The 19324-nt window shown below is 66.3% G+C and carries 15 protein-coding genes, 1 tRNA gene and 2 pseudogenes; 10 read left to right on the plus strand and 8 right to left on the minus strand.

Going from position 1 to position 19324, the window contains the following annotated elements; all coding sequences use genetic code 11:
- The first annotated feature begins 46 nt into the window (after nucleotides 1–46).
- The 7 genes and pseudogenes from N1F91_RS17820 to N1F91_RS17850 all read left to right on the plus strand — a co-directional run bounded on the left by N1F91_RS17820 (nucleotide 47) and on the right by N1F91_RS17850 (nucleotide 6036).
- Entirely contained in the window at nucleotides 47–1870 is a 1824-nt protein-coding gene (locus N1F91_RS17820) for a monovalent cation:proton antiporter-2 (CPA2) family protein (RefSeq protein ID WP_289994319.1), read from the plus strand.
- Nucleotides 1871–2037: 167 nt separating this feature from the next.
- Complete coding sequence (locus N1F91_RS17825; RefSeq protein ID WP_289994320.1) at nucleotides 2038–3246, plus strand: acyltransferase family protein; 1209 nt, start codon at nucleotides 2038–2040, stop codon at nucleotides 3244–3246.
- A 201-nt stretch (nucleotides 3247–3447) separates the two neighbouring features.
- A tRNA-Arg gene (locus tag N1F91_RS17830) sits at nucleotides 3448–3524 on the plus strand.
- Between the two features lie 168 nt (nucleotides 3525–3692).
- Nucleotides 3693–4031 (plus strand): hypothetical protein, encoded by a 339-nt coding sequence (locus N1F91_RS17835; RefSeq protein WP_289994321.1) that lies wholly within the window; start codon nucleotides 3693–3695, stop codon nucleotides 4029–4031.
- 78 nt (nucleotides 4032–4109) lie between these two features.
- A pseudogene (locus tag N1F91_RS17840) lies at nucleotides 4110–4316 on the plus strand (transposase); the annotation flags it as partial.
- Nucleotides 4280–4894: an IS5 family transposase gene (locus N1F91_RS17845; RefSeq protein WP_289994322.1), complete on the plus strand. Its 615-nt coding sequence runs from the start codon at nucleotides 4280–4282 to the stop codon at nucleotides 4892–4894. The pseudogene N1F91_RS17840 and the gene N1F91_RS17845, both read left to right, overlap by 37 nt.
- 45 nt (nucleotides 4895–4939) lie before the next feature.
- A pseudogene (locus N1F91_RS17850) lies at nucleotides 4940–6036 on the plus strand (IS630 family transposase).
- Nucleotides 6037–6078: 42 nt separating this feature from the next.
- Here N1F91_RS17850 and N1F91_RS17855 read toward each other — a convergent pair.
- Nucleotides 6079–6408, minus strand: coding sequence for a helix-turn-helix transcriptional regulator (locus N1F91_RS17855; protein WP_289994324.1), 330 nt, complete (start codon nucleotides 6406–6408; stop codon nucleotides 6079–6081).
- Nucleotides 6405–6806: a type II toxin-antitoxin system RelE/ParE family toxin gene (locus N1F91_RS17860; RefSeq protein ID WP_289994326.1), complete on the minus strand. Its 402-nt coding sequence runs from the start codon at nucleotides 6804–6806 to the stop codon at nucleotides 6405–6407. Before N1F91_RS17860 ends, N1F91_RS17855 begins: the two co-directional genes overlap by 4 nt.
- Before the next feature lie 371 nt (nucleotides 6807–7177).
- Here N1F91_RS17860 and N1F91_RS17865 point away from each other — a divergent pair, with 371 nt between their 5' ends.
- Nucleotides 7178–7732, plus strand: coding sequence for a carboxymuconolactone decarboxylase family protein (locus N1F91_RS17865; RefSeq protein ID WP_289994329.1), 555 nt, complete (start codon nucleotides 7178–7180; stop codon nucleotides 7730–7732).
- 37 nt (nucleotides 7733–7769) lie between these two features.
- Here the strand turns inward: N1F91_RS17865 and N1F91_RS17870 are convergent, their stop codons facing one another.
- The 6 genes from N1F91_RS17870 to N1F91_RS17895 all read right to left on the minus strand — a co-directional run bounded on the left by N1F91_RS17870 (nucleotide 7770) and on the right by N1F91_RS17895 (nucleotide 17212).
- A complete protein-coding gene (locus N1F91_RS17870; protein WP_289994331.1) occupies nucleotides 7770–10442 on the minus strand; it encodes an AMP-binding protein in 2673 nt (890 codons plus the stop codon).
- Complete coding sequence (locus N1F91_RS17875; protein WP_289994332.1) at nucleotides 10442–11938, minus strand: sugar ABC transporter ATP-binding protein; 1497 nt, start codon at nucleotides 11936–11938, stop codon at nucleotides 10442–10444. Before N1F91_RS17875 ends, N1F91_RS17870 begins: the two co-directional genes overlap by 1 nt.
- Nucleotides 11935–13023 carry a hypothetical protein gene (locus N1F91_RS17880; protein ID WP_289994333.1) on the minus strand — a complete coding sequence of 363 codons (1089 nt, stop codon included), beginning with the start codon at nucleotides 13021–13023 and terminating at the stop codon, nucleotides 11935–11937. Before N1F91_RS17880 ends, N1F91_RS17875 begins: the two co-directional genes overlap by 4 nt.
- Nucleotides 13020–15134 (minus strand): SMP-30/gluconolactonase/LRE family protein, encoded by a 2115-nt coding sequence (locus N1F91_RS17885; RefSeq protein ID WP_289994334.1) that lies wholly within the window; start codon nucleotides 15132–15134, stop codon nucleotides 13020–13022. Before N1F91_RS17885 ends, N1F91_RS17880 begins: the two co-directional genes overlap by 4 nt.
- A gap of 83 nt (nucleotides 15135–15217) precedes the next feature.
- Nucleotides 15218–16213, minus strand: a complete 996-nt coding sequence (locus tag N1F91_RS17890; RefSeq protein WP_289994335.1) for a sugar ABC transporter substrate-binding protein — start codon at nucleotides 16211–16213, stop codon at nucleotides 15218–15220.
- 24 nt (nucleotides 16214–16237) lie between these two features.
- Nucleotides 16238–17212, minus strand: a complete 975-nt coding sequence (locus N1F91_RS17895; protein ID WP_289994336.1) for an ABC transporter permease — start codon at nucleotides 17210–17212, stop codon at nucleotides 16238–16240.
- Nucleotides 17213–17449: 237 nt separating this feature from the next.
- Here N1F91_RS17895 and N1F91_RS17900 point away from each other — a divergent pair, with 237 nt between their 5' ends.
- Both N1F91_RS17900 and N1F91_RS17905 read left to right on the plus strand, forming a co-directional pair.
- Nucleotides 17450–18391 carry a helix-turn-helix domain-containing protein gene (locus N1F91_RS17900; RefSeq protein ID WP_289994338.1) on the plus strand — a complete coding sequence of 314 codons (942 nt, stop codon included), beginning with the start codon at nucleotides 17450–17452 and terminating at the stop codon, nucleotides 18389–18391.
- Nucleotides 18392–18538: 147 nt separating this feature from the next.
- Entirely contained in the window at nucleotides 18539–19273 is a 735-nt protein-coding gene (locus N1F91_RS17905; protein WP_289994339.1) for a SapC family protein, read from the plus strand.
- Nucleotides 19274–19324 lie beyond the last annotated feature (51 nt).

Raw genomic sequence — 19324 nt, forward strand, 5'->3', positions numbered from 1 at the left:
GCGCAACTGTGGTGTATCGAGGGATCGGAGCAGGGAATCCGGCGGCATGGCGGCAGAAGCGGGCGGCAACGAACTGGTCCAGGTGGTGGTGCTGCTGGCGGCGGGCGTCGTGGCCGTGCCGATCTTCAAGCGGCTCGGCCTCGGCTCCATCCTCGGCTATCTGGCCGCGGGTCTCACCATCGGACCCTTCGGCTTCGGCCTCTTCGACGATCCGGAGGCGATCCTGCATGTCGCCGAAATGGGCGTCGTCATGTTCCTCTTCATCATCGGCCTGGAGATGCGGCCGTCCCGCCTCTGGGGCCTGCGCAAGGAGATCTTCGGCCTCGGCCTGCTCCAGGTCGCAGCCTGCGCGGCGCTCTTGACCGGCGTCGGCATCGCGCTCGGTCTCGCCCCGATGGTCGCCTTCGTCGCCGGCTCCGGCTTCGTGCTCACCTCGACGGCGATCGTCATGCAGCTGCTCGAGGAGCGCGGTGACATCGCAACGCCCGCCGGCCAGCGCATGGTCTCGATCCTGCTGTTCGAGGACCTGATGATCGTGCCGCTGCTCGCGCTGATCGCCTTCCTGGCGCCGGGCGGCGAGGAGGCGACGCTCGCCGGCCGCCTCACCGACGTCGGCATCGGCGTCGGCGCCATCGCCGGCCTGCTCGTCGCCGGTCGCTGGCTGCTCAACCCGCTGTTCCGCATCCTTGCCGACGCCCATGCCCGCGAGGTGATGACGGCCGCCGCCCTGCTCGTCGTGCTCGGTTCCGCGCTCGCCATGCAGCTCGGCGGCCTGTCGATGGCAATGGGCGCCTTCCTCGCCGGCGTGCTCCTGTCGGAATCGAGCTTCCGCCACCAGCTCGAGGCCGACGTCGAGCCCTTCCGCGGCATCCTGCTCGGCCTGTTCTTCCTCGCTGTCGGCATGTCGCTCGACCTCGCCGTTGTCGCCGACAACTGGGGCATCGTGGCGCTGTCGGTGGTGGTATACATGGCCGTCAAGGCGGCGGGCATCTATGCGGTGGCGCGCGTGCTGCGCCATGGCCATGGTCAGGCGCTGGAGCGCGCCGTCGTGATGGCGCAGGGCGGCGAGTTCGCCTTCGTGCTCTATTCGGCCGCGGCCGGCGTCGGCCTTATCGACGGCACCACCAACGCGGTCCTGACCGCGATCGTCATCATCTCGATGGTGCTGACCCCGCTGGCGATCCTCGGCCTGCGCCGGATGGTGCCACGCCCGGCCGAAAATATGGACGGCGTCGATGTCGCCGACGGGCTCGACGGCAGCGTGCTGGTCATCGGCTTCGGCCGCTTCGGCCAGGTCGCCGCCCAGCCGCTGCTGCTCAAGGGCATCGACGTGTCGATCATCGACAACGACGTCGAGATGATCAAGGTCGCCGCCACCTTCGGCTTCAAGGTCTATTACGGCGACGGCGCCCGGCTCGACATCCTGCACGCTGCCGGCGCCGGCCGCGCGCGCGCGGTGCTCGTCTGCGTCGACAAGGCCGAGACCGCCATCCGCATCGTCGAGCATCTCAAGGCCGAGTTCCCGCTGGTGCCGGTGCTGGCGCGCGCCTGGGACCGCGGTGCGGCGCTCGACCTGATCCATGCCGGCGTCGACTTCCAGATCCGCGAGACGCTGGAATCCGCCTTCGCCTTCGGCGAGACCACGCTGAAGACGCTCGGCCTCGACGCGGCCGAGGCGGCCGAAATCATGGAGGACGTGCGTCGGCGCGATGCCGAGCGGCTCGAGATGCAGCTCACCGGCGGCATCTATGCCGGCACCGGGCTTCTCAAGGGCAACGCCCCGACGCCCGCTCCGCTGTCGCAGCCACGGAAGCCCGGCCAGGTGATGAATCCCGGTGCGGCGCCGTCCCCGCCGACGGGCGGCAGCTGACCGTCCGCGCCCCGGGCGCCGTCGGCTTGCCGGCACGGCACGGCAGGCCGCCGGCAGTCGTCCTTGCGGATCGATAAGACTTTCCCGAAGGGGGAGGCATGGTCGTTAAGGTTGTCGCGCTAGCATTCCTCCCGCGGGCGTCGCGCGGCGGCGTCGAACGGGGATCGATGATCGTGACGACAGGCAGGCTCCATTACGTCGACTGGCTGCGGGTTCTCGCCTTCGGCCTCCTCATCCTCTACCATTGCTCGGTCGCCTTCTTCCCCGACATGTCCTGGCTGGTGAAGAGCGACGAGACGAGCCAGGCCCTGTCATGGGCGATGGATTTCCCGCGCGCCTGGCGGCTGGCGCTGCTTTTCTTCGTCTCGGGCATGGGCACGTGGTTTGCCTTCCGCTCCGCGCCGGGGCTCACCTTCCTGCGCGACCGCACGCTGCGCCTGCTCGTGCCGCTGCTCTTTGCCATGGCCGTCGTGGTGGTGCCGCAGGTCTGGCTCGAGCGCGTCATGGAAGACGGCTACCAGGGTTCGCTGCTGACCTTCTGGATCGAGCGTTACTTCACCGAGGGAAAATATCCGGCAGGCAACATCACCTGGGCCCACATGTGGTTCGTGGCCTATCTGCTGGTCATGGCCGTCGGCCTGTTCCCGATCTTCCGGTTCCTGCAGTCGCCGTGGGGCGTGGCCCTGTCGCGGGCCTTCGCCGCCCTGGTGCGCTCGCCCTTCGTCTTCCTGATTTTCCTGGTCCCGCTGGCGCTCAACCTGGCGCTGACGCCGTTTTTCCCGCGCCAGACCAACGCACTCTACAATGACGGCGCCTGGTTCGCGGTCTGGGCCTCATGGTTCGGCTTCGGCTTCCTGTTTGCCCGCCACCATGCCGAGATCATCGGTTCCGTCGTGGCCCGCCGCTGGACCAGCGCCGCACTGGCGGCGGGCCTCACCGCCGCGCTCTACGCCTTCTGCTTCCTGCCTGCCGACGATGCGGCCGGCTCGCTCGGCTCCTGGGAAAACCAGACGCCGGTCTTCAAGGCGCTGGTCTTTTCGCTGGCCTGGACGATGATCCTCGCCGCCATCGGCTTCGCCGCCCTGCATCTCGACCGGCACAGCGCAGCACTCGCCTGGCTGAACGGCAAGGTCTTCGCGCTCTACATCGTCCACCAGACCGTCATCGTCTGGGCGCTCTATCACGTGCTGCCCATCGAGGCGGGCGCCTGGACCAGGTTCGGCCTCGTGGTCGCGATCACCGCCTGCCTCTCGCTCGCCATCGCCGTCGCAGCCGAACGCCTGCCCTGGCCGCTGCGCCTCGCCTTCGGCTTCGCCGACCGCCCCGCCGCACGGCGCGGTGTGCCCGCCGCCTCCACGTCGCGCCCGGCAAGCTGATGCACGTTTCCCCGAAGCGGCTTCGGTTTCAGGACGAATACAAGCAAACACCCGAAGCATCTGGAGCACGCCTGGACGGGAGCGACACGCTTCAGACCCGACATCCCCTGTTGAAGCGCCGCGCCGCTTCGGCTATGAAGCCAGTGCCCGTGCCGCTTTCTCGCGGCCCGGGCCGATGCGGAGACCCTGTCCTCGCGGCGCGCACCCGTAGCTCAGCTGGATAGAGTGCTGCCCTCCGAAGGCAGAGGTCACAGGTTCGAATCCTGTCGGGTGCGCCAATAAAATCAATATTTTAGATGGAATTCCCTCTTTTCGTACGGAACCGGTACGGAAAAGGGGTGACTGCGCCGTACCACTTAATTTGTTCGCGGGTGATTCGCTGATTGAAGTATGACGCCAGGAGGTCAACTGGCTGCGGGATAGCTCGGGCAGGGGAAGGGGGAGCCATGAACATCAACCTTTGCGTTCAATGCGACGAGTGTTCAAGCAAAACCAATTGCCGCGTTGGCATGAGCAACCGGGATGTTCAGCCACTTAAATTCTCCTGCAAAGGGTGCGGCTCGCTGATTTCCCTGGACTTTGATGTGCGTGGTGCGGACACCCTCGACAATCGCGCTATCGAAGCCATCTTGGCGGGCAAGGGGCCGAAAGACGTACGGTTAAATCAGGGTGCTACGCACAAAATCAGCGGCGCGACTGAGGTACCGATTGAGCGCGGTTTCGACCCGGGCATCGACTTCGTGGATTTGCACTTAGGCCGTGTGGACGAATTGGCTCAGGTATAGGTTTGAGGGTTCCGCCTCGGAATCCGATCTGATTCATAGATAGCCGACTGATTCTGGAGGTCGGCGATGTCCACAAGGATGACGGAAGCGGATTGGGCGCACACGCTGGAGGTGTTCCGGGCCTGCCTGCCTCGACGCGGGCGCAAGGCGGCGGACGACCGGTTGTTCCTGGAAGCGATACACTTCTTCACAGTGGAGAACGTGCGCTGGCGGGCGCTCCCGGAGCGGTTCGGCCCCTGGAATTCCGTGTGGAAGCGCTTCGATCGGCTGAGCAAAGCGGGCGTGTTCGAGGCCTTCTTCGACACGCTGGCGTCGATGAGCACATCGGCGCATCTGATCCAGATGTTCGACAGCACCATCGTGCGCGCCCATGTCTCGGCGGCCGGTGCAAAAGGGGGCAGCAGGGTCAGGCGCTCGGCCGCTCGCGCGGCGGGTTCACGACGAAAATCCATGCTAAATCAGACGCATCGGGAGCCGTGATTGGTTTCGACCTGACTGGCGGCGAGAAAGCCGACGCACCACACTTCTCCATCCTCCTCGACATCGGACCGGACATCGCGCCTCGTGCCGCCATCGGCGACAAGGGCTATGCCAGCAAGGCGAACCGGGCCGCCGCACGAGCCAGAGGCATCGCTCCGGTCATTCCCTACAAGGCCAACGAGAAGGACAAGCCCGCGTTCTTCGCAAAGTTCCTCTACAAGGATCGCGCCCGCATCGAGCAGGGCATCGGCGTCGTAAAGCGCTTCAAGCGTGTCGCCCTGCGGTGCGAGAAAACGGCCCGCAATTATCGATGCATCGTCAGCTTCGCAGCGGGACTATGCTTGCTTAAATTCGTCCACACGACCCACCTGGAACTAAAGTAGGCATCATTTTGTTATACTTCTGTAGCAACGGTAGGAGTGTGACTGATGGTCGGCAGGCAAGCGGACCTTGTCGCTCTGAGCGACGAGGATAGGAATTTTCTTGAATCGCAGGTGCGTCGGCACAAGGCGCCGCGCTCGTTGTCGGATCGATGCCGGATGGTTTTGCTGTGCGCACAGGGCCTGCAGAGCAAAGATGTTGCCGAACGCCTTGGCGTCCACGAGCACACGGTTGGCAAGTGGCGCCGCCGGTTCGTGCAGGATGGCATTGACGGCTGACCGACGAATATCGCGCGGGTCGGCCACGAACCGTCTCTGACGCCCAGGTAGCCGAGGTCGTTGAACGGACATTGAACACCACCCCGAAGGATGCCACGCACTGGTCTATCCGTTCGATGGCAGCCGACCGTGGGCTGTCGCACACCACCATCCGTCGAATATGGACCGCCTTTGGTTTGCAGCCACATCGCTCGGAGACATTCAAGCTCTCTTCCGATCCGCTGTTCGTCGATAAGGTGCAAGACATAGTCGGCCTTTACATGTCGCCACCGGACCGGGCAGTCGTGCTATGCGTGGATGAGAAATCGCAAATCCAGGCACTGGATCGCGAGCAGCCGGTTCTGCCCATGGCGCCGGGCATCGCCGAGCGGCGCACCCATACCTATGTCCGCAACGGCACGACATCCCTGTTCGCCGCGCTCGATGTTGCGACTGGCGCGGTGATCGGCCAGTGCTACAAACGTCACCGGGCGACCGAATTCCTCGACTTCTTGAAGCGAATTGACGCCGAGATGCCCAAGGGACCGGACGTGCATCTGGTGATGGACAACTATGCGACCCATAAGACGCCGAGGATCAAGGCCTGGCTCGCACGCCGTCCGCACTGGCATGTTCACTTCACACCAACTTCAGCCTCCTGGATCAATCAAGTCGAGCGGTGGTTTGCAGAACTGACGCGCAAGCAGTTGCAACGCGGGGTCCATCGTTCCACTGCTGAACTGGAAGCCGACATCGACGCGTTCATTACAACGCACAACAAGAATCCCAAGCCATACAGATGGGTGAAATCCGCCGACCAAATCCTCGCTTCGGTCAAGCGTTTCTGCCAAAAAACAATGAACCGAACTTCAGATTCGGGTGACTAGGCGCGACGCGAGCAAGCGCCTGATCCCCGCGTCCCCAGGCATCTATGATGGATGCAGGGCTGGCTGGCCTTCACGCGGATGCACATGGACTGATACGTCCACCTTCTGGTCAAGGCGCCCAAGAACGGCCATGAGCCGGTCGATCGTAAAGCGATCAAGCTTTGCCTTGCGGATCCTCGAAAAGTCAGCCGCCGCAATGCCGGTGATGTCCTCGGCCTTCCTGGTGCTGAGCTCGCGCGCGTCCATCACTCCGATGATCTGGGCGGCGAGAATGGATTTGAGCTGCTCGGCGTCGGCGTTCGCATAGCCGAAATCGCGGAATACGTTTCCAGAGCCTCTGATGATTTCGAAGTCGTCGTTCTTGTCGGTCATGATAGGGCCTCCTTAAGTCGTTTGATGCGTGTCCGGATCAGATCCACCTCGTGCTGAGGCGTGCTGATGCCGGACTTGGATTTTTTCTGAAACGCGTGAATCACCCAAAGATCATCGCCAATCTGGGTGGCGTAAACGACGCGGTAGGCGTCGGTGCGATACCGCAGTACGATTTCAAGGATTCCACCTCCATGGCCGGTCAGCGGCTTGGCGTTGTCGGCCTTTTGCCCTTCGGCGGCGATCGTCAACGCCCGCAAGGCTTCGGTTTGAACGTCGCGAGGGAAATCCTCGAAATCCTTCTTCGCCGCCTTAATCCATGAAATTGATCGTGTTTCAGTCATGCAATGACTGTAGTCAAATATGACAACACTTGCAAGGTTTTTCTGTCCCGTATTCATCTTACGCCCTTCAAAGGGCCGAAGGTGTGAATCAGCACCAAATCTTGCCCCCCATTCCGACACCCAATAGCCCTCTGATTTCCGATCTGAAGCCGAGAATTGGTGGGGTCACCATCGGCGCCGATGGTGACCCCACCAAGACGGCAAATTCCGTCGAAGAATCATGCGCTCGCCGCCATCCGAGTTGGGGGTCAAGATTCGGTGCTGATTCACATCAGGAGCCTTGACGGTACCGCCGGTTCCATCCAGTTCCGCGCCCATGCCCGGTGTCGCGGAAAACCCCGCAGGCATGCGATCGCTCGACCTTGCCGGGCTTCGCAGCATCGGGGCAAGGCCGCGCGTACCGCGCGCCGATCGCCGAGAGGAACGTCATGCCGCCCACTTGCCCGCCGCTCACGGATGCCGACTGGCCGGAGGACCTCGCCGCGATGCGGGAGGGCTTTGCCGGGAAACTCAACGTCTACCGGGTGATGGCGCATCACCCCGCGCTGCTTGCGGCCTGGGCGCCCCTCCGCAACCACGTGGTCTCGGCCGATGTGCTCGGCAAGCAGCTGAGCGAGGTCGCAATCCTGCGCACGGGACATCACATGCGCTCCCGCTATGAATGGAGCCACCACGTCAGCAGGGGCCGGGCCTGCGGCATGTCGGACGCGCGCATTGCCTCCATCGCCGGCGAGACCGGTCAGATGTCGGCCGAGGATGCAACCGTGGCCACGGCCGTCGACGAGTTGTTCGGCCACGGCCGCCTCGAGCCGGATACGCTCGCGTCGCTTGCATCGCTGGTGGGGATGAAGGGCGTCTTCGACGTGATGGCGACGGTCGGCATGTACGCGACGCTCGGCTACATCGTGAACACGTTCGAAACGCCGCTCGATCAGGCCATCGACGAGGAACTGGCGGCGCGGCCGCTGTCCGTGGGGACCTGATCCGGCTTCGGTTCACCGTCCACGTCCCGCGCCTGCCTCACCGGCCGTCCCGGAAGACGGGCATCCGCTTGCCGCGGAAGGCCGCCAGCCCTTCGGCGAGGTCGGTGCCCTCGAGATGCAGGCGGAAGCGGTCGATCTCGGCGCGCAGGCGGGCCTGGCGGTCTTCGTCCGCAGAGGGGCGCGTCAGCGCCTTGACGTGCCGCACCACTTCGGGGCTCGCCGCGCAGATCTCACGGGCGATCTCGATCGCGCGGATCATCAGGCGGTCCTGCGGCAGCACCTCGTCCACCAGGCCCCAGGCGGCCATGGTCTGCGCGTCGACCAGAGCGGCGGTGTAGAACAGCCGCGCGGCGCGGCCCCGGCCGATGCGCTCCGTCAGCCGCACGGTGGCGCCGCCGGCCGGCACCACGCCGTATCTTGCATGTCCGTCGCCCATCCGCGCGCCGTCGGCGGCGAGGATCATGTCGCAGGCGAGCAGGAGTTCCAGCCCGCCGGCCACGGCCGTGCCGTTCGCCGCACCGATCACCGGGACCGGCAGGTCCTCGATCATCTGGATGACGGTCTGGTTGTAGGCGAGCGCGTCGATCAGCGCCGTGCCGCCGGCTTTAAGCAGCGCCTCGAACTCGATCAGGTCGCCGCCGGCGCAGAAGGCGCGGCCGGTTCCGGTCAGGATCACGGCGCGCAGGCCGGGCAGATCCGGGACGGCTCGGAGCCGGCGCTCCAGCGACCGCATCATCGCCGCCGAGGCCGCGTTGAGGTTTCCGGGCCGGTTCAGCGTCAGGATGGCGATGCCCGCCTCGAAGGACAAGAGCACGGGCTCCTCCGCTTCGGCCGGCATCGCCCGCACGACATAGGTCTGCGGCAGCGGCATCAGCGCGGCTTCCAGCGCGGCGACTTGCTGCGGCGCGGCACCGTCCACCGCGACCTCCACCCGGATGCGCATCTGCGCGTCCGATGCCACGTCGACCGATGCAACGGCCTTGGGGCCGCAGGCGCGCTCGACCTCGACCCGGACCTTTTCACGCACTGCCAGTTCCCGCAGCGCCGGCTTGAAGATCTTGCCGACCGCGGTCACCGGCAGCGCCGCGACGATCAGCACGGTGCGCGGCCGTGCCGGCGGCTCGTGGATGTGTTCCCCCAGATGCCGCTGCAGCGCATCGAGATCGATCGCGGTGCCGGGCTGCGGCACGACGAAGAGCGCGGGCACCTCGCCCGCGTGCTGGTCGGGCATGCCGACCGCGGCGCTGATCTGCACGCCCGGGAAACGGTTGGCGACGTCCTCGATGGCCGCGGGATCGATGTTGTGGCCGCCGCGCACGATCAGGTCCTTCTCGCGGCCGGTCAGCACGAGGCGGCTGTCGGCGGTCAGGTAGCCGACGTCGCCCGTCGTCAGCCAGCCGTCGGGGGCGAGCGTGCCGCGATCATGCGCGGGATCGACATAGCCGGGAAAGACCTGGCGGCCGCGCACCTGCACCAGCCCGGTCTCGTCCGGGCCGCACGGTTCCTCGCCGGCTCCGAACCGCACGACCCGGATCTGCGAGAACGGCGCGCGGAAGCCGACGCTGCCCGCCACCGGCGACCCCCTTCCGGGATTGAAGGCGATGGCGGCGGCCGTCTCGGTCATGCCGTAGGTCTCGTGGAGACGGATCCCGGTCCGCGCCTCGAAGCGGTTGCCGACGGCGGCCGGCAGCACCGCTCCGCCGGTGACGGCCATGCGCACGGCAGACACGTCGGTTCCCTCGCGCCAGCTGTTGGTGATCGCGGCGATCGAGGTCGGAACCCCGCCGACGACGGTTGCGCGGAAGGCCTCGACCAGGCTCCAGTACCGCTCGATCACCTGCGGCGGGCGCAGCCCGTGCGGCGAGGGCACCACCACGTGGCCGCCGGCCGCCAGCACCGAAAGGCCCACTGTCATCGTGCCGCCGACATGAAACAGCGGGAAGCCGTTGATGACGACGTCGCGCTCGTCATAGCCGAACACCTGCGCGAAGCCGAAGGCGGCGTGGATCTGGTTGCCATGCGTGAGCTGCACGAGCTTGGGGCGGCCCGTGGTGCCGCCGGTATGGAACAAGGCGCAGACGGCATCGCGGTCGTCGGCCGGCTCGAAATCGAGCCGGTCGGACCGATGTCCGTAGAGCGCATCGTCCAGCCTCTCCCATCCCTGCGGCAGATCCCCGGCGCCACCGATCACCAGCACACGCTGCAGCATCGGCACCGCGGCAAGGATGCCTTCCGCCTTCGCGAAGCAGGCCGCGTCCAGCTCCGCTGCCGGCACGACGAGCACCGTCGCCCGCTCAGCGTCGAGCAGGTCGACGATCGCCTCGCGGCTGAGCAGATGGTTGAGCGTGCTTGCCACGCCCGCCACCTGCGCACCCAGCAGCAGCGGAAACAGTTCGGGCACCGTCGGCGACAGGAAGGCTGCCACGCCGTGCCCCGGCACAAGACCATGCGCGCGGAAAAGGTTGGCCGCGCGCGTGACCGCGCCGAGCAGTTCGGCATGCGTCAGGGAAATGCCGACATCGGCGGGGTCCGGCGAGCGCAGTACGGTGAGGGCCTTGCGCGAGCCGCAATGTTCGGCAGTTGCCAGGAAGAGATCGTAGAGGTTCCGTGCCGTCACCACTTCGTCATAGGGCAGCGCTTCGATCGCCTCGACGTCCGCGATGGTGCGGACGGCGCGGACGGGACGCGTCGTCTTCAGAACGCGCGCCATCAGTGCACCGCGGCATACATGATCGTTTCCTCGTCGGTGCGCAGCCCGTCGAACTCCTCGACGATGCGCCCCTGCCGGCAGACCAGGATGCGGTCGGAAAGCTGCAGGATTTCCGGCAGGTAGGACGAGATCACCATCACCGCGATGCCGTCGTCGGCGAGCCGGTTGATCAGCTGGTGGATCTCGGCGATGGCGCCGACGTCGACGCCGCGCGTCGGTTCGTCGAAGATCACGAGGCAGGGCTTCTGCACCAGCGCCTTGGCGACGACCACCTTCTGCTGGTTGCCGCCCGACAGTTCGATCACCTTCGCATCGGCATTGATCGCCTTGACGTTCAGTGCGGCGATCCACTCCTGCGCTACCGCGCGCATCTCGCTCATCGACACGGTCGCCGATGTCGTCCGCCCGCCGGCCAAAGCGCCGAGATGGATGTTCTCGGCGATCGACATGGTCTCGAAGAAGCCTTCGAGCTTGCGGTCCTCGGTGACGTAGATGATGCCGTCGCGCACCGCCGGCCGCGGCACGCGGTAGCGGACGGACCGTCCGTCGAGCCGCACCTGGCCGCCGTGGAAGAGGTCGCGCTTGAGCACGCCCGACACCACCTTCGCCGTCTCCGTGCGCCCCGAGCCGATGAGCCCGAACACGCCGGTGATCTGCCCGGCGAAGAGCGAGAAGGACGTGTTGCGCACGACGCTGCCCATCGACAGGTTCTGGACGCTGAGCACCTTCTCGCCCGCCGGGCGGATGCGGCGGCCTTCCGTCGAGCCGTAGATCTCGCTGCTCAGCGTGCGCCCCACCATCGCCCGCACGATCTTCTCGCGGTCGAAGGCCGAAGCCGCGTCGGTGACGACATGTTCCCCGTCGCGCATGATGGTGATGCGGTCGGCGATCGCCAGAGCCTCCTCCAGCGCGTGGCTGATGAAGATGATCGAGACGCCGCGCTGCTTCAGCCGGGCGACCAGCGAGAAGAACTGGTGCTTCTCCTCCGGCGTCAGCGTCGCGGTCGGCTCGTCGAAGATGATCACCTGCGCGTTGTGATGCACGGCGCGTGCAATCTCGACCATCTGCTTCTGGCCGGCACCCAGCGCCGACACCATCGCGGTGGGGTCGACATGGAAGTTCAGCGACTGCAGGAACTGCTGGCCGGCGATGTAGATGCCGCGCAGGCGGTGGAAGCGCTGTGCGTCGGTCATGTAGATGTTCTGCGCCACGGTGAGCGAAGGGACGAGGCTCGTCTCCTGATAGACCATCGCGATGCCGCGCTTCAGGGCTTCCGAGGGCGAGCCGATGTCGGCCTTCGCGCCATCGATCCAGATCTCGCCGGAGGTGGGCTGCACGACGCCGGCGATCATCTTGGTCAGCGTCGACTTGCCGGCCCCGTTCTCGCCGAGCAGCGCATGCACCTCGCCGCGCTCGAGCGTGAAGGACACGTTTCGCACCGCGGGTACGCTGCGATACTCCTTCGTGCCGTTGCGGACTTCGACGATCGGATTCACGCCGCATCTCCCTTCACGTCCGAAAGCGGGATCCGCGCCACGACGCCGTCGCCGCGCGCCGCGACGATGATCTCGCCGTCATGCTCGATCACGCTGGTCACGCCATGGGTGGCACCGTCCGCGCGGCTCTGCAGGCTGACGCGAGGCTGGAAGGCCCGGTCGAGACGCGCGCAGAGGCCGAACGACATCGTCGGCGCCCATGGTTTCAGAAGCCCCAGATGCTTCACCCCGCCGCCCTGCAGCGGCTCGTAATAGCTGCGGCCGGACCTGAGCTTCGGGGCGACCCAGAAGGGCTGCGCCACCTCCGCCATCATCCGCCGCCGGTAGACGGGTTCACGCAGCACGAACTCGACCAGCTGGCTGCGCGGCGCAAACAGCGAGAGCCACCAGCCGTCCGCGGCCGGCGAAAGGCGCCCGGGGTAACCCGGCAGGTCGGCCAGCATCACCCGGTCCACAGTTCCGCCCGCGTCGAGCCGGACCAGGCGATGCCGCCAGGCTTCCGAGACGACGAGCCCGTTCCCTTCCGGCGCGATGCCGCAGGGCCAGGCGAGGCCGCTGGCGATGCGCGTGCCGGCGCCGCTGCCGAGGTCGATGCGCCAGACGCTGCCGGAGGCATTGCGCTCCAGCAGGTCGCGCTGCCACTCTCCGGCGTCGTTGGTGGCCGAGCCGTTGGCAAGGTAGAGCGCGTCGCTGGTCGCGGCGATCGCCGTGATGCACCGGATGGCGGGATCGACCCGGTATCGCCGCCCGTCGAAGGGGCCACCCTCGATCACCACGTAACCGCTATCGAGCGCGACGGCCAGACCGTCCGGACCGACGGAGGCGATGCAGACGACGGGCGAGCCGTAGGTCCTGCGCAGCATCCAGCGTCCGTCGGGCAAGGCGGCATGGATGTCGCTCCCGGCGGATGCGACGAGCACGCTGTCGTGGAAGGCGAGGCAATCGACGTCCGGCAGGGGCATCCGCGACCGTGCCGTGTCGAGGAGGCGGTTCGGCCTCAGGGCGCCGTCGAGCGGCGGCACGGTGACGGCGGCCTCGCCGCGGCCGAGCAGATTGTCGAAGGTGCGGGAGAGGAGGCCGATCATGACTGGCTCCAGTAGGAGGACTGCCCCGTCCATTCCGGGTCCATGCCGTCCAGCTTCAGTCGTCCGACACGGTTGTTGAGGATGCCGCCGATGTAGAGATGGCCCTTGTGCTCGCGCATCGAGGTGATCATCGGATGATTCTCGCCTCCGGAGTCCCACAGCGTTTCGATGACCCGGCCCGTCTCGTCGAAGCGGACGACACAGCCCGTGTTGATGTTGGGATACATCCATTCGTCCGGCGCGATGCGGCGCGCCATGCGCTTGCGGAACCCCGGCATCTTCAGCGCCAGGTCGAGCGACGGCGTGCGGATGCCGACCAGCGCCAGCCAGTAGCTGCCGTCGGAGGCGCGATTGATGTTGTCGGGATAGCCGGGCAGGTCCGGGATCACGATCTCCACGGTGCCCCGCTTCGGCCCGTCGAACCAGTAGCGGCTGACGCGGCAGGCCCAGGTCTCGGCAAACAGGAAGGACTGTCCGTCGTGCGTCATGCAGATGCCGTTCGGAAAGACCAGGTTCTTCAGGACCGTGCGCGTCGAGCCGGTGTTGGGGTCGTAGCAGATGATCCGGCCGTTGCCGCGCGATTCCAGGCAATCCACCGGCCATTCATGCATCTCGTAGCGCACGGTCGCCTCGCTGAAGAAGACGCGGCCGTCGGGTGCGATGTCGAGATCGTCGGCGAGCCTGAGGCGCGAATCGTCGATGATCGAGAGCCAAGAGCGATTGGTCTCGTCGGTCAGCTTCGCGACGGTCCCGTCCCTGCCGATGCGGTAGAGGCCCATGCCGCCGATGCAGACCAGCAGGGCGCCATCGCGCGCGAAGGCCATGCCGAGCGGCCGCCCGCCGGTATGGGCGAAGACTTCCTGGCGCACATAATCGGGCGCGAGGAAGCGGACGATGTCGCCGGTGCGGTTGCCGACATAGATGTTGTCGTCCTCGTCCAGGATCACGTCTTCCGGGCCATCGATGCGGTCGAGGCCGATCGCCTCGACGCTGCGCAGCCGGTCGTTCAGCGCATAGGCCGATGCGCCCGATGTCGCGGGTGCCGCGGGCAGCTCCGAATAGGTCGGCGACACGTAGACCTTCGACAGGAACTTGTGCCGGTTCTTCAGCCAGCGGACGTCGATGGCGACGGCGAGGAGCAGCACGGCGCCGAGCAGCAGAGAATTCGCGCCGCTGGTCACGCCGAGCCGCACCAGGCTGTTGACCATGATCATCACGATGACCGATCCGATCACCGCCTTCGCCGCCGAGCCGCGGCCCCCGCCGAGGCTGTTGCCGCCGAGCACGGCGGCAGTCAGCGCGGCGATCTCGAGGCCGATGCCGGTATCGGCGCCCGCACCGCCGAGCCGCGAGGCGAACAGCGCGCCGGCGAGCGCGGCGAGCGTGCCCGAAACGACATAGGTCGAGCAGATCACCCGGCGGACCGGGATGCCGACATTGTGCGCCGACCGGCGCGAGCCGCCGACCGCGAGCACGTGCCAGCCCGCGCGGCTTCGGCTCAGGAAGAGGTGGAGGACGATGGCAAGCGTCACGGCGACGACGACGCTGAAGGGCACGCCCAGCACGTAGCCTTCCCCGAGATAGTACCAGACGTCGGAGTCGGGATAGACGGCCGCGATCGCGACCGAGTACTTCAGCAGCAGCATGTCGACGACGGCGCGCACGATGATGAGCGTCACCAGGGTCGTCAGGAACGCCCGCAGCCGCAGATAGCCGACGAGCAGCCCGTTGACGAGCCCGACGGCCGCACCGCAGGCCAGCGTCGCTGCGATGACCGCCGGCACCGGCCATCCCGCGACGCTGAGAAGTCCGAGCGCGACGATGTTGCCGAGCGCGAACACCGACCCCACGCTGAGGTCGATGCCGCCGGCCACCATGACGATGGTCAGCGCAAGCACGATCAGGCTGAACTCGCCCCATTGCCGCGACAGGTTGGAGATGCTCGCGGCCCCGAAGAAATCCGGGATCAGCGACCCGAACACGCCGATGACGATCAAGAGGATGGCGAAGGGGATCGCGTTGTCGACCCAGCGCTTGGTGAGGATCTCGCCGACCAGATGGTCGGGCACGATCCGGTAGCGCCAGCGTGCGATCGTGTCGGATGCGGCCATGTTCATTCTCGCAGTGAAAGCAGGACACGGGCGGCGGCGCCGCCCGTGAGGCGGCCTTCGCCGCCCTTGTCGGCCGGGCCGGTTCAGCCCTTGGCGGGCAGGTCCCAGCAGGAGGCCGCGGTCATGTTGTCCTTCGTCAGGAAGGTGAGCGGCGTGAACAGCGTGGTTTTGGTGGTTCCGGCGGGCTGCTTGAGCTGCAGCAGGTGCTTGATCATCGTCGCCATGTCGCGCGCCTGGCCGGGCACGAAATAGACCACGACCTCCGAATAGGTGCCGTTGGCGAGGCCGTCGCAGGCCATCCGGTTGCCGCCGCCCTGCGTCAGCAGGTAGACGTCCTTGCCCGATTCCTTGATGGCGGCCGCCGTGCCGACGTCCATCACGTCCCAGAAGCCGGTGATGGCGCAGAGGTCCGGATGCTGCTGGATCACGGTCGCGGCGATGTTCTTCGCCTTGGTCGCGTCCCAGTCGGCCGCCTGGTTGGAGACGAGCTGGACCTCGGGATGCTTCGACAGCACGTTGCTGATGCCCTGCATCTGGTAGACGCTGGCGGCCGCCGTCAGGACGCCCTGCGTGATCGCCACCTTGCCGCTGCCGCCGTTCGCCGGCGAACATTTTTCGACCAGCCGCTCGCCGATCCGCTCGCCCATGCCGACATAGTCGGCGCCGATGAAGGCGTCGGTGGAATAGCTCGAGCGCATGTTGACCTGCACCACGTAGATGCCGGCCTCCTCGGCCTTCCGCAGAAGGCGTGCGTAGGACTGGACGTCGGGGTTGTGGACCACGATGACGTCGGGCTTCTCGGAGATCAGCGAGGTGATCGCCGATGCGCCGGCGTCCGTGCTCCAGTTCGGATCACGGATGTCGAAGGTCACCCCCAGCGGCTCGAAGGCTTCCTTGAGGCCGGCGGCCCAGCCTTCGGTCAGGTCGAAACCCATCGCCACGGGCACGTAGGCGATGCGCTTGCCCTGGAACGAGTCGTAGTAGGGCGCGCGGGTGGGGTCGTCGATGCCCTGGGCAACCGCGGCGCCGGCGGTCAGGGCGAGCGTCGCGGCCAGCATGCTTGTCTTCAGCAGTCTCATGTTTTCCTCCCAATGAGAACGAGCCTAGATGTCCCCTTGCTGAGCGGTCTGCTCGTCGCGGGGGTTGATGATCGTGTCGATCACGATCGCGGTGAGAAGGATGACGCCCTTGATGACGTTCTGGACGGTGTACTGGATGTCGAGGATCGTCATGCCGTTGAGCAGCACGCCGATCAGCAGCGTGCCGACGACGACGTTGCGGATGCCTCCCCTGCCGCCCGACAGCCCGATGCCGCCGAGCACGACGACGAGGATCACGTCGTAGACATAGGTCGAGATGGCGACGCGGGTGTTCATGCTGGCGACGGAGGCCGCGGTCACGATCCCCGCCATGTAGCCGATCAGCGAGGAGATCACATACTGCAGCACGACCACCGGCCGCGTCGGAACCCCGGTGATGCGGGCGGCGAGCAGATTGTCGCCGACGGCGCGCAGGTAGTGTCCGGTCCTGCTGTAGCGCAGTAAGAGATGGCCGCCGAGGCAGACCCCGGCGAAGAGGAAGATCGGTACCGGGACGCCCTGGATCGTGCCCTGGCCCAGCCAGAGCAGCGGCCGCGCGGCGTCCGACATGTAGACGACGTCGAGACCGAACAGGAAGTAGCGGCCGAAGCCATAGATCAGGGTTCCCATGGCCAGCGTCGCAAAGATCGCGGGGATTTCCACATAGGCGACCAGCCAGCCGCTGAAGGCGCCGACGGCGAGGCTGAACGCCAGCCCGAGCGTCAGCGCCAGGGGCAGCGGGATGCCGCTGCCGACGAGGTGCAGGGTCCAGGCGACGGAAACCGCCATCAGCGCGACCAGCGACAGGTCGATGCCGCGGCCGATGACGACGAGCCCCATCGCGACGCCCAGTATCCCGAGGATCGAGACGCTGCGGACGAGGTTCAGGATGTTGCTGGTCGTCAGGAAGCCCGGCAGGGTCAGCGCGAAGACGAGACACATCAGCAAGGCCAGGGCGAAGACGATCTGCTCCTGGCTGAGCCGTCCCAATGGTTGCATGTCCGCCCTCCCGCAGATGCCGTCGACGGACCGAACCGCCCGACCGACGCCGGCAAACTAGCGGCCGGGCCGGAGGCGTTCTTTCGTGACCGTGCACAAGTTTTGCTCGAGAGCGCACAAGGCCCGCGAACCGCTGGACGAGGTCGATCCGCAGGATTACGCTGCGGAATTGCCGGATCGGTCTGACGGGAGGGGTTGTCGGACGTATCGTCGGCGCACGGCTCGGGAGGGGAAACCGTGGACCTCGTCTTTTCGACGGACGATCACGAACCCGCGCGCCGCTACGCGGCCTGGCGCGACGCCATCTGCGACGTCTACGTGCATGTCGACGTCGCCGCGACAGACCCGGATCGCTATCGCGGCTTCATCCGCGAGGCGAAATTCGGCGAAGTCGCGATGACCGACATCCTGCTGTCCGAACAGCGGATCCAGCGCAACAGGCAGCATATCTCCCGGCTCGACAAGGACTGCTACTACCTGCAGCTCATTCACCGCGGCAATCTGAGCGTGCTGCAGCACGGCGCGACGCACCGGTCGAATGCGGCCCGCGGCGCACTCTTCTGCGCCACGGAGCAATATGAACTCCAGTGTCACGGCGAGGTGAGGTCCTTCTATCTCGAGATTCCGCGCGACGAGTTCGCGCAGCGTTTCCCGCGTGAGCGGATACCCGTCTCGGCCTCGATCAACACGACGCAGGGGCTCGGCCGCATCGCGACCGAGTTCTGCGCGACACTGGCCACGGAGGGATCCAGGCTCGACGATCCGATCCGCGCTGGTCTCGGCAGCCAGCTGATGGACATGCTGGCCTTCACCCTCCTGTCGTCCGAAGGCGACATGCCGGCTGCCGAGGGTTCGGTGAAGAAAGCGCGCCTGATGTCGGTCCAGCAGTGGATCGAGACGCATATCGGCGAGCCGGACCTGTCGCTGGAGAAGATCGCCGCCGAGAACGGCATGTCGCTGCGCTACCTCCATCTCCTGTTCAAGCCTTGCGAGATGTCGGCTTCGGAGTGGATATGGAATCGCCGGCTGCAACTCGCCTACGACCGGCTGGCCAAGGGCGACGCACGCACTGTCACCTCCGTCGCCTTCGACCACGGCTTCAACAGCTCGGCCCATTTCTCGACCATGTTCCGGAAAAAATACGGGATATCTCCGCGCGACGTCGGGCGGCCGCGCTGAAGCCATCCAGCCGTCCGCGTCCCTGATCGACGCACAAGGCGACGTCGCGGCAGGATGGGCATTGGACCGAGCGATTATTCCGTTGTTCCGCGGCCACGCTATGCTCTACCGTGCGCCCACCGAAACGCCGACAAAGATGCCGAGGCCATGAAGAACCCGCTTTTCTACAAGAAGATCGTCCCGCTGGACAACGTCAAGCACCGCGAACTGCGCATGGCGCGGAAAGGCAACGTGTTTCCGTTCGCCCGCGGCGCCAACCTGGTGCCCGCGGTGATCGACGAGTTCGGCGCGGCGATGGCGCATCTTCCCATCGCCTTCCTGCCGGGAGCCAAGCAGCCCGCGGCGGTGTTCGTGCTTGGGCTCGAACCGGGCAACAACCTGTTTCTCGAAGGCGACGACAGCTGGGCCGGACGCTACGTTCCCGCCTATCTGCGCCGCTATCCGTTCATCGTCGGCGACGTCAAGGGCGGCGAAGCCCTGCTTTGCATCGACGAGGCCGATGAAGGCGTCAGCCGCAAGGACGGCGAGCGCCTGTTCACCGACGGTGGCGAAGCTGGGCCGGCGGTGACGCAGGCGCGCGACCTCTGCGCCAACTACAAGCGCTCGGCCGACCGCACCGACGCGTTCTGCGCGACCCTTCAGACGCTGGGCCTGTTCTCGTCGGTGACGCTGAACGCGCAGACGCCCGGTCGCGGCAACATGGTCGTGCACGGCCTGTTCACCATCGACGAAGCCGCCGTCGACCGCCTCGGCGCCGACGACGTGAAGCTGCTGCACGAGAAGCGCTTCCTGAAGCCGATCTTCCAGCACCTCGCCAGCATGGGCGCGATCACGAAGCTGGCCGACCGCAACGCCGAACGGTTGAAGGCATCGGCAGCCTGACGGCATTCGCACCTGAGCGAGCTTGCGATACTCGAAATTGCACGGCCAGTT

The sequence above is a fragment of the Aquibium sp. ELW1220 genome, assembly GCF_030398385.1.
In the GTDB taxonomy this organism is placed as follows: domain Bacteria; phylum Pseudomonadota; class Alphaproteobacteria; order Rhizobiales; family Rhizobiaceae; genus Aquibium.